Raw genomic sequence first — 14,433 nt, 5'->3', positions numbered from 1 at the left:
TCTTCACCGCCAGCTCCTCCGCCGTCGGCCAGGAGACGGCGTCGCGCGCCGGCATGTCGACCATGGGATGCGACCTCTACGACAAGACCCCTGCGCCGACAATCGCGCGCCGGCTCGCCGTGGCGCCGCCTACCTCCAGGGTCTCCACTCCGGGAAGGCGACGGTCACGCCGAAGTACACGGTCGTCTGCGGCGCGACCGGAGCCTCGTGCCGATACGCCATCCACTCGCCGCTCACGAAGAGGTTCACGGGTGGGGACCCCGGCCGGACGATCACGTAGCCGATCCCGAAGCTGAGGGGCACGGTCGCCGAGGAGCCGTCGCGCCAGTCGAGCGTCCATGTCGAGTCGCCGGATTTGGCGTACAGTCCGCGCCAGATGTGTTTCAGCACGATCGGCTGGAAGAGGAGGGTGCCCACGGGCTTCCGATCGTGCGACGTGTACGCGAACGAGATGGGATCCTGGATGAGGCATCCGAGGAGCCATCCCGGGAAGCCCTTGTAGATCAGCCCGAAGGCGGGCCCGAGCTGCCAGGCCCCCTGGCCGGCGAGGCGGTCGGTCGCGGTGGGGAAGACGAAGATCGGTCCGAAGCCCATCGCGAGGCCGCTCTCCTTGCCGGGCCACGGGATGACCGCGAGATCGAAGAGCTGCAGGTCGCCGAACGCGGTGCGCTCGCCGCCTCGCCCGTCGGGCACCGTGACGAGCGAGAAGCTCGGCCGGACGAGCTGGACGAACGGGAACAGCGAGTAGCGGGGAAGGCGCGGCACGATCAGGCGCGCGATCACGCGATTGATCCAACCCGGCGTCCCATAGACGGCGGGCGTGTACGCGTCCTTCACGAAGAGCTGCGGGAGCGTCGTCAGCGGATCGGAAAACTCGTCGGCGAGCTGGGCGGCACTGGGCTCGGCCTCGGCCTCGGACGTCTCGTCCTGTGCGAACGCCGGCGGCGGCACACACGACAGCCACAGCGCCAGCAGCGCGAGAGGCAGCGTCGATTGCAACCGGCTCGTCCTAGCCTGGTTGCCGCGCGTCATCGCCACGCTGGAACGCCGCGACGACGTCCGCCACCGAGATGCGCCGCGAGATCGGGCCTGCCGTCGCGTCGACGCCCTCGAGGCGCAGGACGTCACGAACGGTCGACCGCGCCTCGGCGAGGCGGAGCGTCGCGCCACGCGCCGCCAGCTCGGCGGACAGCCGCTCCAGCATGCGCGCGCCGGCGAGATCCACGTACGGCGAGGTCGAGAGATCGCAGACCACCAGACGCACCGGCTGCGGTTGCGCGTCCACGTGCCGCAGGACTTCGCGCAGCACGTGGTCGATGTTGAAGTACATGAGCGACGCTTCGACTCGGAAGGGCAGGATGCCCGGCGTCGGCTCGTTGTCGGGATTGCGCTCGAGATCGGAGAAGCGGCTCGTGTTCGGGATGCGCCCCAGCATCGCCACGTGCGGAAAGGCCGCACGATGCAGCAGAAGCAGGATCGAAGCGACCACGGCGACGAGAACGCCCTTCAAGACGCCGAGTAGGAGGACACCGACGAGCGCGATCATCGCGACCCGGAACTCGAGCCGGCTCACGCGCCGCAGGCGCGCGATCTCGGGCGCGTCGATGAGCCCCTTCACCGCGACGAAGACGATTGCGGCGAGCACCGCCTTCGGCAGGTTGCGGAGCAGGTCGGTGAGGAAGACGAGGGCCAGCGCGAGCGTCGCCGCCGCCACGACCAGGGCCAGGGGCGATTTCGCGCCGGCCTTCTCGTTCACCGCGGATTGCGAGAGGCCTCCGGCGACGGGATAGCCATGGCCGAGCGCGGCCAGCAAGTTCGCGCCGCCCACGCCGAGGAGCTCCTGGCGGACGTCCACTTCGTAGCCGTGCTTGCTGGCGAGCGCGCGCGCCGCCGACACGCCTTCGACGTAGCCGAGCAGAAGGCAGGCGGCGGCGAGCGGCACGACGCCGTCGACGTCGCTGAGGCGGATTCCCGGCAGCCTGATGGTCGGCAGGCCGGGGGGAATCGCTCCCACGGTCGTGACGCCGCGGTCGGCGAGGCCGAGGGCGACGGTCGCGACGATCGAGAGCGCCACCACGGCGAGGGCCACGGGCCGCCCCGGCAGCAGCCGCTCGCCCGTGAGGAGCAGGACGAGCGCCGTCATCGTCACGGCCAGCACCACGAGGTTCGTGTCGCCGAGCTGCTGCGCGATCATTCCGATGCGCGCGAAGAAATTGTCCCCCCCGCCGCGGACGCCGAGCGCGCTCGGCAGCTGTGTGGCCGCGATGCTGATGCCCGCGCCGGCCTTGAAGCCGAGCAGGATCGTGTCGCTGACGAAGCTCGTGAGCGTGCTGAGGCGGAGCGCCCAGGCCACCACCGCGAGCCCCGTGACGACCAGCGCCACGAGCGCCGCGATCTGGGCGAACCGCTCCGGATCGCCCGCCGCCATAGGCGCCACGGTGACCCCCACGAGGAGCGAGATCGCCGACGTGGGCCCGACGGCGAGATGCCGCGAGGAGCCGAGCGCGGCGTATCCGAGTCCCCCCAGCATGTACCCGTAGACGCCGACCACGGGCGCGAGGCCGGCGAGGGTCGCGTAGGCGAGGGCCTGCGGCACGGCATAGGCGGCCAGGGTGACGCCGGCGACCAAGTCCCCGGCGAGCCAGGCCGAATCGTAGGAAGCGAGCCAACCCAGCGGGCCGAAAGACGGTACGACGCGCGCGGGATTCGCCTCGGCCATCGGAGACGGCTTGTGGCTCCGAAAAATCGAGCCCGTCAAGGCGGCCTTGGGATCGCCGCCTCGAATGTCCGTTGACGCCGGCCCCTCAAGGAATCGGCGGCGGGTGCCGATAGGCCGTTCGGGGCCGGATGTCCGGCGTGTCATGAAGCGCATCCTCGTCATCGAAGACAACGACAGCCTGCGGGAGGAGATCTCCGTCGTCCTCGAGATCGAAGGCTACGCGGTCGCCACGGCCGAGAACGGACGGATCGGGCTCGAGCGCATCAAGGAGGTGCGCCCGGACCTCGTCATCTGCGATCTCATGATGCCCGAGATGGACGGCTTCGAGACCCTGAAGGCGATCCGCGCCGATCCCGAGATCGAGGCGCTGCCGGTGATCATCCTGACCGCCCGCGAGGAGCGGCAGGACATGCGGCGGGGCATGGAGCTCGGCGCGGACGACTACATCATGAAGCCGTTCAAGATCGGCGACCTGCTCCGGGGCGTCACCGCCGCCTTCGAGAAGCACGCGCGGGTCGAGCGGCAGTCCGAGGCGAAGCTCGAGCAGCTCCGCGAGCACGTCGCCCAGGTCCTGCCGCACGAGCTGCGCACACCGCTCGCGCTCATCATGGGCTACGCCGAGATGCTCGCCGACTCCAAAGCTGCCGTGCCGCAGCAGGACGTCGCGTCGCTCGCGCAGCAGATCCTCGGCGCGGGACAGCGCCTCAACCGCATGTCCGAGAACGCGCTCCTCTACATTCAGCTCGAGCTCCTGCGCAATGGGCGCGGCGACGTCGCGACGCAGGGCATCCGCACACCGACCCGCGTGAACGAGGTCGTGTCCGTCCATGCGCGCGCGAAGGCGGCGGCGTACGGCCGCGACGCCGATCTGGTGCTCGACCTCCGGGAGTCGTCGACCTCGGTCAATCGCGCCTACGTCGAGAAGATCGTCGACGAGCTGGTGGACAACGCCCTCAAGTTCTCCCCGCCGCACACCCAGGTCCGCATCTCGACCGCGTCGGAGGGCGCGTCCGCCATCCTGCGCGTGTCCGATGCCGGGCAGGGCATGACCGCGGATCAGATCGCCGGGATCGGTGGCTTCGTGCAGTTCGAGCGGAGCGTCCGCGAGCAGCAGGGGCTGGGGCTCGGGCTCAGCATCGTGAAGGGCGTCGCGACCATCTGGGGCGGAGCGATGACCATCGAGAGCACCGTCGGCGGCGGGACGACCGTGACGGTGTCGCTACCGTTGCCGAGTGTGGCGGCCGCAGCGTCGCGTCGCGCCCCGGGCCCGAACGCGAACTGAACCGCAATGGGGCAGAAGGGCGACGATCGCGCGCCGACGAGCCACGCTCCTGCGGCGTCCTTCCTGGTCGCGCTCGTCGCGGCGGCGGGCTGGGCGGTTCCGCTCGCGGGGCCCGTCATACCGACCGCGGTGGCGGTGGGTCTGCTCGTGCTCGCGCCGACCGTCTTCGGGTGGGGGTGGCGCGTACAGAGCATCGTCGCGGCGATCGGCATCGCCGGCTTCGCGTGGCTCGCGCCCGCCGGCGATCCGTCCGCGACCCTCTCCGGGCTGGTCGCGCTCGTGCTCGGCTCGACCTGCTCGTTCGTTGGAACGGTCGAGCTCGATCGGCAGCGCAGTGCCGAGCGCGTCGAGCACCAGCGCTTCGTCGCCCGCACCCAGGAGGCGCTGGCGACGCTCGCGACGCGCGCGAGCGCGGCGGTGCCGGCGGCGCAGTCTCCCGAGGAGCGGCGCACCGGCAGCGGATCGCAGCAAGCCTCGGATCCCGTCGCGACGGTCGAGCGGATCGGCGCCGCCTTCGACGAGCTGCGCAGGCAGCACCGGCGCGAGCTGCTGCGGGACCGCGAGATGAACGCGCACTTCATCGGCCAGGCCTCGCACGAGTTCCGCACGCCGCTCTCGGTCATCCAGACCGCGGCCGAGGCCTTGAAGCTCTACAGCGGCCGCATGAGCTCGGCGCTGCAGCAGGATCGTCTGACGAAGATCGAGGAGGCCGTGCAGGAGATGACCAAGCTGCTGCACAACGCCCTCACGTTCAGCCGCGTCGATACGGGCAAGGTCAAGTGCGAGCGCGGGCCGGTCGATCTGCGGGCACTGGGACGGGAGGTCGTTCGCGACGTCAAGGCGAACCTCGGCGAGCGCGAGATCGGGCTCACGATCCGCGGCGCCGCGCGCCTGCCCCAGCTCGACGCCTCGCTCACGCGGGAGATCCTGTCGAACCTCGTCGTCAACGCCGTCAAGTACTCGCCCGACGGGGGCAAGATCGACGTCGACATCATGATCGGCGAGGCCGACGTCCAGATCCGCGTCGCCGACGAAGGCATCGGGATCAAGCCCGAGGATCAGGCGAAGGTGTTCGAGGCGTTCGGACGTGGCGGGAACGTGCGCTCGATTCCGGGCACGGGCCTCGGGCTCGCCATCACGAAGCGCGCCGCCGAGGTGCACGGCGGGACGATCACGCTCGAGAGCCGCCACAGCGGCGGGACGATGTTCACGGTGACGCTGCCGGAGAGCGTCGAGCTCGGCCAACCGTCGCAGCGGCGCACGGGGTAGCAGCCCCGAGGGCGACGGACGACGGCACCTTGCAACGCCGTCCCCCGCGCTGCACATGGGCGGCAGTGCAACCCCGGCGCGGCACGATGAGAACACCCGGCCGCCGATCCCGCGCGCGCGGCGCCGCGACCTCGCATCGGCCGCCGCCTTTCCGCCGACTCGTCTATCGCCTCGTCTGTCGCGTGCCGCGCGGGAAGGTCGTGACCTACGGGCAGGTCGCGGCGATCCTCGGCCAGCCGCGCGCTGCACGCGCGGTCGGCACCGCGCTGGCCGCGCTACGCGGCGGCCTCCTCGGCACGGTGCCGTGGCAGCGGGTGATCGCGGCGTCCGGCCGGTGCACACACCGCGACGGGCTCTCCGCGTCGGTGCAGCGCGACCTGCTCGAGCGCGAGGGCGTGCGCTTCGATCGGCGCGGCCACGTCGACCTCGCCAAGGTGCGCTGGGCCGGACCGCGGCGCGAGTTGACGACGCGACTGCGCACCGAGCTCTGATCAGCGCTTGCGGCCGCAGGGATCGGTCGCCGGCGGCTGCGATGGGGCCTGGAGGAACCGCGGCGTCATCGGTTCGAGGCTGGGCGTGACCATGTCGGCGGGGACGAGCGTGAAGTAGCCCCCGGTGAGGAGATCGCCGATCCCCCCGCACAGGACCAGCACCGTTTCGACGGTGCCGGTGCAGAGGCCGATCAGCGCCAGGGCCGGAACGCGCAGGTAGCCGCCTACGCTGGCACCCGACGTGTCCTCGGCGCCGGCCTTCCCGCCGCCGATGAGCTGGCGGGGCGGCAGCGTCAGGGAGTTCACCATGGCGAGCGGTCCGCGGGCGAGCGAGCTCGCCGACCAGACCTGCACGCACTCGCCCGCGTCGTTCACTTTCCACTCCTCCGCGCGTGCCAGCCGAGCGGTCACGCAGAGGAGGGCCAGGAGACACGCCACACGAATCGTCATGCGGCGCGCCTATTACGTCGGCGACCGGCTCGTCAAGGATCGACGGCCGCCCGTCGTCAGATCGGACGGGGGTGAAGGCTCACGCGCTCGCGCAGCCGCTCGACCGCGGTGGGCTGCCGACCGCCGCGGAAGTACAGACAGATCGTCTCGATCCGCTGGTGTGGCTTCTTCGATCGCAGGCGGGCCACCTTCGCCTGCGGCGGCTCGGCGCCCGCGCGCGCGAACGAGGCGCGATCGACCAGCGCCGACCCGGCACGCGCCTGCGAGCAGAGATAGGCGGCGACGTTCACCGGCTCGCCAATGACGCCGATCTGCTTCTTGCCCGCAGGGCCGATGAAGCCGATCGTCGCGGCGCCGAAGCTGAGACCGACGCCCAGACCGATGCGGACGGCGGCGCGACGCTCGCGCTTCCAGTCGCTCTGCCAGCGCTCATAGAGGGCGTCGAACGACTGGTGCAGCGCCGGACACACCTGGTGGACCGTCATGTCGAGGAGCGCCGCCGGCGTGAGACCCGCGAGCTCCGGCAGGAAGACGGCGAGGAGCCCGTCGCCCGTGTACTGGAACACGACCCCGCCGTGGCGCTCGATGACGCGCGTCAGCTCGGTCAGGTACTCGCCGATGAGCTCGCTCAGGTACTGCGTGTCGCTGAGCTCGCGCGTGAGGTTCGAGAAGCCGCGCATGTCGACCGCGACGACCGCGGCGTCGTGCGGGTGGGGAACCAGCAGCCCTGGATGGGCGCGCGCACGCAGCGAGCGCTCGATGGGGTGCGCCGTCACGCGGTCGGTCGCCGCCGCCGTCGCGCCCGAGAGCCAGCGCACGACGGCCGACCCCGTCGGGCCGAGCCAGTGGTCGGCGACCGCGGCGATGCGCCGCACGAGCGCGTGCGGCAGGCCGGAGAGCTCGAGAAAGGTGGGGCTCACACGAACGTCGGCCCACCAGCGCACGACCGGCTGGGGGACCTCGGGCTGGCTCGCTCCGCACGCCAGGACCAGGGCCGTGTGCTGCGGCTGGTAGCGGACGGCATCGACGATCGCGCGGACGGCGCCGAGGACCAGCGCGTCCCATGCGCTCTCGAACGAATCGGCGAGGGTCCGCGTGCGGCTCACCTCGGGGGTCATGGTCCTGAAAGGGTAGCGGAGGCGTGGTGTGAGGCAACCACCGCCGCGGCTCGAAGCGGGACGTCACCTTCATTTCATTGACCTGCAGCGGCCCGCTACGGCGTATGCTGCTGAAAACGCGGGACTCGCGAAATTGCCCTTGACGCGGTGGAGTGCGGGACCGTACAGCGCGGTCATACGATCGTGGGTCGCCCGAAAGGGCAGGAGGTCCCCATGCACGCCATCGCGAGAGTCGCGACCATGACGGCCGTTCTCGTCTGGACGGTGCTCCCGGCAAGCGGCCAGCAGACGATCCTCGGCAACAAGTTCTCGCTCGCCGAGAAGCCGGGGTTCCCGATCACGCGGAAGATCACCCTCAAGTCGACCGAGGCCGACAGCCTCGACACCCTCACGGGCGACCCCATGACCAACGGCGCAACCGTGCAGATCATCGTCAACGGCGCGACGTCGACGACGCAGACGATCGCCCTGCCGCCGGGCGAGCGGTGGCGCCGCTCGCCGAGCGATCCGACCGTGCCGGCCGTCGCGTGGAAGTACCGCGAGATAAGGCGCCTCGGGTTCGTCTCGCCGGTGACGACCTTCACCATCGCGCAGAAGACGTCGCCCGGCACCTTCAAGCTGGCGGCGACCCTCGCCGGAAAGTACGTTCCGCTCGACATCGCGGCGCCCAACCCGGGCACCTACGCGGGCATCGTCGTCACGCTCGGCGGCGGCGGCACGTACTGCACGAACTTCGGCGGCACGGCCGGCGGGTCGATCATCCGCAACGACAATCGCCTGTTCAGGGTCTCCCACCCCCAGTCGGAAGGGACGTGCCCGAGCGGGACGGCGACCTGCGGTGACGGTGTGATCCAGACGCCGTTCGAGACCTGCGACGTCTCGAACGACGCCGCCTGCCCGGGGCTCTGCGGCGCGAACGGGCTCCCGTGTCTCTGCCCGTACTGCGGCGACGGCGCGATCGATCCGGGCGAAGCCTGCGATCGACCGAACGTCGGCTCGTGCACCGAGGGCTGCTCGTTCCAGTGCACGTGCACGACCTGCGGCAACGGCGTCATCGAGCATCCGGTCGAGGACTGCGAGGCCTCGAGCGACTGCTTCGAGGGAACCTGCCCCGCGCCGGGAGAGCCCCTGCAGTGCCAGTGCCCGTACTGCGGCGACGGCCTCGTGAACTTGCCCGCCGAGCAGTGCGACGGCGTCGACGACGCCGCGTGCCCCGGCGCCTGCATCGACAACGATTGTCTGTGCGCGGTCTGTGGCAACAATGTCGTCGAAGGCCCCGAGCAGTGCGACGGGACGGACGACGGCGCCTGTCCCGGTCTGTGCGACGGCACCTGCCACTGCCCCTGACGACCACGGGCGCGCGGAACGAGGATCGCCTTCCGCGCGCCCACGCGGGGACAGCTACTCGTCGTCGCCGGTCGTGAGGCGGCGTACGCGGTCGTTCACCTTGCGGATCAGTCCGTAGACGGCCTCGATCGTGTTGTTCTGCGTCACCTTCAGCTCCTCGAAGGTGTGCTTCAGCGGCGTGATCTCGGCGAGCACGTCGAGCGGGAGCTCCGCGACGGACTTGTGGATGCCTTCGACGGTCGAGGTGACCTCGTCGATCGTGTCGTGGAGGGTGGCGGCGATTCCTCGCGCTTCGCTCATGGCGATTCTCCTTCTGCCTGGGTGATGCTCGGTCCTCGCAGCAGCTGGCGCCATTCGTGCTCGGACGTGAGCGCGGGCCGCGTGGTGTCGATGAAGTCCACCAGCGTGCCGACGAAGCGTGCCGGGGCCTCGCAGTGCGGGAAGTGGCCCGCGTCGTCGAAGATCTCGAGGCGGCTCCCCGGGATGGCCTCGTGCGCGGCGATGCCGTGGTGTACGGGGATGAGGGCGTCCTCCCGTCCCCAGACGATCAGCGTGGGTACGCGGGCGGCCAGATAGAGCCGGTCGTTCGCGGTCACCGACTGACCGCCCGGATCGATCACGGCACGCAGCGTGCGGAAGAACGCGCGCCGCGCGTCGTCCTCGGCGAGCGACGCGTACGCACGCCAGATCTCTTCGGCCGTCGGCGTAGTGCGAAGCGCAGCGCGGCCGAGCCACGCCGCCACACGCCGGCCCGCGTCGCGCAGGGCGGGGGAGCAGAAGAGCGGGAAGACCTGCTCCACGCCCGGGAGGCTGAGGCCCCGCAGCAGCGGGCTCACCTCGCGGCCGAGCCCGCCGCTCGAGACGAGGACCAGCCGCTCGCACCGTTCGGGATACTGGTAGGCGAGCTGCATCACGACACCACCCCCGAGCGATTGGCCGACGAGCGTTACACGCTCGTGCCCGAGGGCGGCGAGCAGATCACGGACGAGGTTCGCATGGGCGCCGAGCGAGTACTCGGTGCGCGGCTTGGCCGAGCGGCCGTGACCCAGCAGATCCGGCGCGACGATCGTGAACCGCCGCGCGAGGGCAGGGATCACGTGCTTCCACGTCTCCGAGCTTCCGGCCATGCCGTGAACGAGGACGACGACCGGACCCGTGCCCGCCGTGCGGAACGCGACCGGGTGGCCGTGGATCGAGAGGTGTCGGAGCGGCGGAGCGTCGGTCATCGACGTCATCTCGCGCTCGCGAGGCCGGGATCCCGCTCGAGGTTGCCGAGGCACGACCGGCACAGGATCGCCCGCGGCCCCGGTCGATCGCGTACACCGATGGCGGCGCGGGTTCCCCTTTGGAGGATCGCGTTGCACTCGGCGCAGATGGCGTTGAGGTTGAGAACGGCCTCCTGCCAGCCGAGGACCTCGGCGCGATCCGCGCGCGCGTGACCCCGCTCGCGCGGAGATGCCTCGGCTCCGGTGATCGCGAGCGCGATGTCCGTGCTGTCGTTCACGATGTCCTCGACCAGGCCGAAGGTCGTCAGCAGGACGTTGCGCACGACGGTCGACACCGACATGCCGAGGCTCTTCGCCCGCCGCTTGATGTGGCGGTCGAGCGACTCGGGGACGCGGGTGTGGAGCACGCGCTCCTTGCGCTGGTCGAGATCGACGGCGTCAGGGGCTTCCTCTCGAGAGCGGTCGCGTTCGGGTTGGCTCACGCCTCCTCCGTAGTCGCGTGTACTCGGATGTGACACATACGTCAAGCATTGTGAGACACGATCTTTCACGCGGGACCGGAGTCGGATAGGGAGCGCGGGCGATGGGCGTGGGCCAGGGCACACCGGCCGCGGCGGGCGAGCCGGCGACCGAGGCGTACGGTCTTCGCGATCTCGTGGAGTACTTCCTGCGCCTCGGAACCTTTGGCTTCGGGGGGCCGATCGCGCTCGTCGGCTACATGCAGCGCGACCTGGTCGAGCGCCGCCGCTGGTTCTCGAAACGCGACTATCTGGAGGGTCTCGCGCTGGCGCAGCTCGCGCCGGGACCCCTGGCCGCGCAGCTCGCGATCTACCTCGGGTGGCTCAAGGCGCGCACGTTCGGTGCGACGCTCGTCGCGCTGGCGTTCGTGCTGCCGTCGTTCGTCATGGTGCTGGCGCTCTCGGCGCTCTACCTGCGCTACGGCGGCCTCGCCTGGATGCAGGGCGCCTTCTACGGCGTCGGCGCCGCCGTCATCGCCATCATCGGGCGCAGCGCATGGAAGCTCGTCCGCACGAGCCTCGGCTCCGATCACCTCATGTGGGGGATCTTCACCGGGAGCGCTCTCGTGACGGCGTGGACCGAATCCGAGATCGTGTGGGTCTTCCTGCTGGCCGGCGTCGTTGGGCTCGCCTTCCGGGGCTGGCCGGGCGCGCGCGCGAGCGCCGCGGTTCTCGTTCCGTGGCCGTGGCTCGTCGCCGGGCTCCACGGCACGGCGGCCGAGCGCACGCTGTGGACGATTCTCGTCTACTTCGCCGAGGCCGGCGCGTTCGTGTTCGGCAGCGGGCTCGCCATCGTGCCGTTCCTGCACGGTGGCGTGGTGAACGACTTCCGCTGGCTCACCGAGCGACAGTTCCTGGACGCCGTCGCGGTCGCGATGATCACGCCCGGTCCCGTCGTGATCACGGTCGCGTTCATCGGGTATCTGGTTGCGGGGCCCCTCGGCGCGACGCTGGCGGCGGTCGGCGTCTTCCTGCCGTGCTATCTCTTCGTCGTGATTCCGGCGACGTACTTCCGTCGCTCGGTGGACCATCCGAGCGTCAAGGCCTTCGTCGGCGGCGTGACGGCGGCGGCGACGGGCGCGATCGCGGGGGCGGCGCTCGTCCTCGGTCGGCGCGCGATCATCGACGTGCCGACGGCGCTGATCGGTCTCGCGACCCTCGCGGTCCTCACCCGGGTGAGGGGCGTGTCGGAGCCGCTCGTCATCGTGGCGGCCGGCGTCGTGGGTCTGGTCGTCACACGGGCCATCGCCTCGTGACGAAGCCGGTCAAGGTCGGCGTCGGCATCGGCGTCGCTGGCGTGGTGTCGGCCATCCTCGCCGCCGTCACGGGCGGAGTCGCGCGTGTCTTCTGGACGTGGACGGCGGCCTCGTGTGCCGTCGCCTGCGCCGCCTACCTGCTCAACCGGCCCGCCTGGCTCGGCAAGCGCGCCGGGCGGCTGTCGCTGCAAGCGCTCGCCCTCTTGCCGTACGTGATCGCGTTCCGCATCGCCTGCGCGGTGATGCGTGCCTGGCGGGCCGCGGACGGGCCGACGCGGGTCGCGCCCGGTCTGTGGGTGGGCGGACGAATCGACGGCGCGACGCTGCCACCCTCGGTGACGACCGTCGTCGACCTCGTGGCGGAGTACTCGGCGCCGCGCGCCATCCGCGACCTCCCAGGCTATCGCTCCCTCCCGGTCCTGGACGGCGGCTACCCTCCGGACACGGCCGTGTTCCTCGATCTGGTCCGCGAGCTCATCGCGTGCGAGGGCGACGTGTTGGTGCACTGCGATTCGGGGCGTGGCCGCGCGCCGACGATGGCGGCGGCGCTCCTCGTCGCGCGCGGCCACGCGGGCGACGTCGACGGTGCGGTCGCGTTGATCCGTGCTCGCCGCCCCGTCGCGGCACCGACGCGCTCGGACCTCGTGTTCCTGGACTCGGTCTCCGCGGACTTGCGCGCGATCGCCGGTGGCGAGCGCGCGCAGTTGCGGCGCCACGACGCGATGTCGTAGTCGAAGCGGGCCATGCCCGAAGTCGTGATGCACCAGCGCTTCGACGCCCCGCCCGAGCGCGTCTTCGAGGCCATGACCGACCACGCCGGCTTCGGCCGGTGGATGAACGCCGACATCCGCGTCGAGCGGCAGGGCATGCCGCCACCCAACGGCCTCGGGGCGGTCCGGGCGGTGACGGCGCGCGGCCTCACCGTGCGCGAGGAGGTGGTCGCGTGGGAGGCCCCGCGCGCGATGGACTATCGCGTCATCGCGGGCGCGCCGTTCCGCGATCACCTGGGGCAGATCCGCATCGAGCCGGACGGCGCCGGCACGCGGCTCGACTACCGGATCCGCTTCGAGTGGCCGTGGTACGCGGGCGGCGACGTCGTGGGCGGTCTCCTCGCGCGTACGCTCGAGCGCGAGATCTCGGCCGGCCTCGCGCGCATGGCGGCCGCGCTGCGCTGATCGCGGCGGGGGCTCGTCCGGCCCGCGCGTGCTAGACTCCGGTCATGGCCGAGTACCGCGTCGAGACCGACACCATGGGGCCGGTGCGCGTCGAGGCGAGCCGCTACTGGGGCGCACAGACGCAGCGCGCGCTCGAGCACTTCCCGATCGGGCAGGATCGCTTCGTCTGGGGTCGCGCGACGATTCGCGCGCTGGGGCTCGTCAAGCGAAGCGCGGCGGAGGCGAACACGGAGCTCGGCGAGCTCGCCCCCGAGATCGCCGGGCTGATCGTGCGGGCGGCCGACGAGGTGATCGCCGGCACGCTCGACGCGCACTTCCCGCTCGGCGTCTTCCAGACGGGCTCCGGGACGCAGACCAACATGAACGCGAACGAGGTGATCGCGAACCGCGCCATCGAGCTCGCCGGTGGCGTCGTCGGCTCGAAGACGCCGGTCCACCCGAACGACCACGTGAACCGGGGCCATTCGTCGAACGACGCCATTCCCACCGCGCTCCACGTGGCCGTCGTCGAGGAGCTGCACGCACGGCTCTATCCCGCGCTGGGGCGTCTGCGCGGCACGCTCGCGGCGAAGGCGGCCGCGTTCGCGGACGTGGTGAAGGTCGGCCGCACGCATCTCCAGGATGCGACGCCGATCACGCTCGGCCAGGAGATCTCGGGCTGGACGGCGCAGGTCGACCAGGCGCTCGCCGGCATCCGCCATGCGGAGGCGGGGCTCCACGCCCTCGCGATCGGCGGCACGGCCGTGGGCACGGGGCTCAACGCCCATCCACGCTTCGGCGAGCGCGTCGCGGCGAAGCTCGCGGCCGCGACCGGTCGCCCGTTCGCCAGCGCCGAGAACAAGTTCGCCGCGCTGGCGGCGCACGATGCGCTCGTCGCCGCGTCGGCGACGCTGCGGACGCTCGCCGGCGCGCTCATGAAGATCGCGAACGACGTGCGCTGGCTCGCCTCGGGCCCGCGCGCGGGCATCGGAGAGATCACGATCCCGGAGAACGAGCCGGGGTCCAGCATCATGCCGGGCAAGGTCAACCCGACCCAGTGCGAGGCCCTGACGATGGTTGCGACGCGCGTCTTCGGGAACGACGCCATGGTGGCGTTCGCCGGCTCGCAGGGGACGTTCGAGCTGAACGTCTACAAGCCCGTCATCGGTCACGGCGTGCTCGAGAGCATCGCGCTGCTCGCCGAGGCGTGCGGCGCCTTCACGAGCTTCTGCGCCGCCGGCATCGAGCCCGATCGCGCCCGCATCGCGGCGCTCCTCGAGCGGAGTCTCATGCTGGTGACGGCGCTCACGCCCGTCGTCGGCTACGAGAAGGCGGCGGCGATCGCCAAGCGGGCGCACGCCGAGGGCACGACGCTTCGCGAAGCGGCCCTGGCGATGGGCGCCCTCAGCGCCGAGGAGTTCGATCGCCTGGTCGTGCCGATCGAGATGACGCGCCCGCGGAGCTGACGCTTGTGTCTTGTCGCCCGGGCTAGAGTGCAGGCGCCGGGAGGAGGCACGGAGCTCGGGGTTGCTGACCGAGGTCCCGTTGGCGCGAGACCGAGACTGAGCACGAGCCCGTGCCTCTTGCCGGCCGTGCCTTAGCT

General features: G+C 71.2%; 15 protein-coding genes. 8 read left to right on the top strand and 7 right to left on the bottom strand.

Annotation, left to right across the window (positions count from 1 at the left end; genetic code table 11):
* Positions 1-129: 129 nt before the first annotated feature.
* Both VMS22_13445 and VMS22_13440 read right to left on the bottom strand, forming a co-directional pair.
* On the bottom strand, positions 130-999 hold the full coding sequence (locus tag VMS22_13445; GenBank protein HXJ35031.1) for a hypothetical protein: 870 nt from the start codon (positions 997-999) through the stop codon (positions 130-132).
* 10 nt (positions 1,000-1,009) lie between these two features.
* Positions 1,010-2,719, bottom strand: a complete 1,710-nt coding sequence (locus VMS22_13440; GenBank protein HXJ35030.1) for a SulP family inorganic anion transporter — start codon at positions 2,717-2,719, stop codon at positions 1,010-1,012.
* A gap of 142 nt (positions 2,720-2,861) precedes the next feature.
* On the opposite strand from VMS22_13440, the gene VMS22_13435 reads away from it, so the two are divergent.
* The 3 genes from VMS22_13435 (at position 2,862) to VMS22_13425 (ending at position 5,761) form a co-directional block, all read left to right on the top strand.
* Positions 2,862-4,001 carry a response regulator gene (locus VMS22_13435; protein HXJ35029.1) on the top strand — a complete coding sequence of 380 codons (1,140 nt, stop codon included), beginning with the start codon at positions 2,862-2,864 and terminating at the stop codon, positions 3,999-4,001.
* A 6-nt stretch (positions 4,002-4,007) separates the two neighbouring features.
* The gene (locus VMS22_13430; GenBank protein HXJ35028.1) at positions 4,008-5,270 is read left to right on the top strand and encodes a HAMP domain-containing sensor histidine kinase; all 1,263 of its coding nucleotides are present in this window, start codon (positions 4,008-4,010) and stop codon (positions 5,268-5,270) included.
* A gap of 86 nt (positions 5,271-5,356) precedes the next feature.
* The gene (locus tag VMS22_13425; protein HXJ35027.1) at positions 5,357-5,761 is read left to right on the top strand and encodes an MGMT family protein; all 405 of its coding nucleotides are present in this window, start codon (positions 5,357-5,359) and stop codon (positions 5,759-5,761) included.
* On the opposite strand, the gene VMS22_13420 is transcribed toward VMS22_13425, so the two are convergent.
* On the bottom strand, positions 5,762-6,211 hold the full coding sequence (locus tag VMS22_13420) for a hypothetical protein (protein HXJ35026.1): 450 nt from the start codon (positions 6,209-6,211) through the stop codon (positions 5,762-5,764).
* Positions 6,212-6,267: 56 nt separating this feature from the next.
* Complete coding sequence (locus tag VMS22_13415) at positions 6,268-7,329, bottom strand: adenylate/guanylate cyclase domain-containing protein (protein ID HXJ35025.1); 1,062 nt, start codon at positions 7,327-7,329, stop codon at positions 6,268-6,270.
* 213 nt (positions 7,330-7,542) lie between these two features.
* Between VMS22_13415 and VMS22_13410 the strand changes: the two genes are divergently transcribed.
* Positions 7,543-8,676: a hypothetical protein gene (locus tag VMS22_13410; protein HXJ35024.1), complete on the top strand. Its 1,134-nt coding sequence runs from the start codon at positions 7,543-7,545 to the stop codon at positions 8,674-8,676.
* A gap of 54 nt (positions 8,677-8,730) precedes the next feature.
* On the opposite strand, the gene VMS22_13405 is transcribed toward VMS22_13410, so the two are convergent.
* Genes VMS22_13405 through VMS22_13395 form a run of 3 tightly spaced genes read right to left on the bottom strand, consistent with a single transcriptional unit; the run spans position 8,731 to position 10,384 of the window.
* Positions 8,731-8,976 (bottom strand): hypothetical protein, encoded by a 246-nt coding sequence (locus tag VMS22_13405; protein ID HXJ35023.1) that lies wholly within the window; start codon positions 8,974-8,976, stop codon positions 8,731-8,733.
* Positions 8,973-9,902 carry an alpha/beta fold hydrolase gene (locus tag VMS22_13400; protein ID HXJ35022.1) on the bottom strand — a complete coding sequence of 310 codons (930 nt, stop codon included), beginning with the start codon at positions 9,900-9,902 and terminating at the stop codon, positions 8,973-8,975. The genes VMS22_13405 and VMS22_13400 overlap by 4 nt, the downstream gene beginning before the upstream one ends.
* A 5-nt stretch (positions 9,903-9,907) precedes the next feature.
* The gene (locus VMS22_13395; GenBank protein ID HXJ35021.1) at positions 9,908-10,384 is read right to left on the bottom strand and encodes a hypothetical protein; all 477 of its coding nucleotides are present in this window, start codon (positions 10,382-10,384) and stop codon (positions 9,908-9,910) included.
* Positions 10,385-10,485: 101 nt separating this feature from the next.
* On the opposite strand from VMS22_13395, the gene VMS22_13390 reads away from it, so the two are divergent.
* The 4 genes from VMS22_13390 to fumC are packed head-to-tail and all read left to right on the top strand — an operon-like array spanning position 10,486 to position 14,296.
* A complete protein-coding gene (locus VMS22_13390; protein HXJ35020.1) occupies positions 10,486-11,676 on the top strand; it encodes a chromate transporter in 1,191 nt (396 codons plus the stop codon).
* Entirely contained in the window at positions 11,673-12,407 is a 735-nt protein-coding gene (locus VMS22_13385) for a protein-tyrosine phosphatase family protein (GenBank protein ID HXJ35019.1), read from the top strand. Before VMS22_13390 ends, VMS22_13385 begins: the two co-directional genes overlap by 4 nt.
* A gap of 12 nt (positions 12,408-12,419) precedes the next feature.
* Positions 12,420-12,851, top strand: a complete 432-nt coding sequence (locus VMS22_13380; protein HXJ35018.1) for an SRPBCC family protein — start codon at positions 12,420-12,422, stop codon at positions 12,849-12,851.
* 44 nt (positions 12,852-12,895) lie between these two features.
* Positions 12,896-14,296: a class II fumarate hydratase gene (fumC, locus tag VMS22_13375; protein ID HXJ35017.1), complete on the top strand. Its 1,401-nt coding sequence runs from the start codon at positions 12,896-12,898 to the stop codon at positions 14,294-14,296.
* The last annotated feature ends 137 nt before the right edge of the window (positions 14,297-14,433 follow it).

This window comes from Candidatus Eisenbacteria bacterium (genome assembly GCA_035577985.1).
Lineage (GTDB): Bacteria > Desulfobacterota > Binatia > DP-6 > DP-6 > DATJZY01.
Note: the sequence above shows the minus strand (reverse complement) of the source record. Positions and strands in the feature narration are given on the sequence as shown.

What these genes read in the sequence shown, in the direction of transcription:
- fumC (HXJ35017.1), top strand. Translation starts at nt 12,896, where the DNA reads ATGGCCGAGTACCGCGTCGAGACCGACACCATGGGGCCGGTGCGCGTC.
- VMS22_13390 (HXJ35020.1), top strand. Translation starts at nt 10,486, where the DNA reads ATGGGCGTGGGCCAGGGCACACCGGCCGCGGCGGGCGAGCCGGCGACC.
- VMS22_13380 (HXJ35018.1), top strand. Translation starts at nt 12,420, where the DNA reads ATGCCCGAAGTCGTGATGCACCAGCGCTTCGACGCCCCGCCCGAGCGC.
- VMS22_13400 (HXJ35022.1), bottom strand. Translation starts at nt 9,902, where the DNA reads ATGACCGACGCTCCGCCGCTCCGACACCTCTCGATCCACGGCCACCCG.
- VMS22_13425 (HXJ35027.1), top strand. Translation starts at nt 5,357, where the DNA reads ATGAGAACACCCGGCCGCCGATCCCGCGCGCGCGGCGCCGCGACCTCG.
- VMS22_13405 (HXJ35023.1), bottom strand. Translation starts at nt 8,976, where the DNA reads ATGAGCGAAGCGCGAGGAATCGCCGCCACCCTCCACGACACGATCGAC.
- VMS22_13415 (HXJ35025.1), bottom strand. Translation starts at nt 7,329, where the DNA reads ATGACCCCCGAGGTGAGCCGCACGCGGACCCTCGCCGATTCGTTCGAG.
- VMS22_13410 (HXJ35024.1), top strand. Translation starts at nt 7,543, where the DNA reads ATGCACGCCATCGCGAGAGTCGCGACCATGACGGCCGTTCTCGTCTGG.
- VMS22_13430 (HXJ35028.1), top strand. Translation starts at nt 4,008, where the DNA reads ATGGGGCAGAAGGGCGACGATCGCGCGCCGACGAGCCACGCTCCTGCG.
- VMS22_13440 (HXJ35030.1), bottom strand. Translation starts at nt 2,719, where the DNA reads ATGGCCGAGGCGAATCCCGCGCGCGTCGTACCGTCTTTCGGCCCGCTG.
- VMS22_13435 (HXJ35029.1), top strand. Translation starts at nt 2,862, where the DNA reads ATGAAGCGCATCCTCGTCATCGAAGACAACGACAGCCTGCGGGAGGAG.
- VMS22_13420 (HXJ35026.1), bottom strand. Translation starts at nt 6,211, where the DNA reads ATGACGATTCGTGTGGCGTGTCTCCTGGCCCTCCTCTGCGTGACCGCT.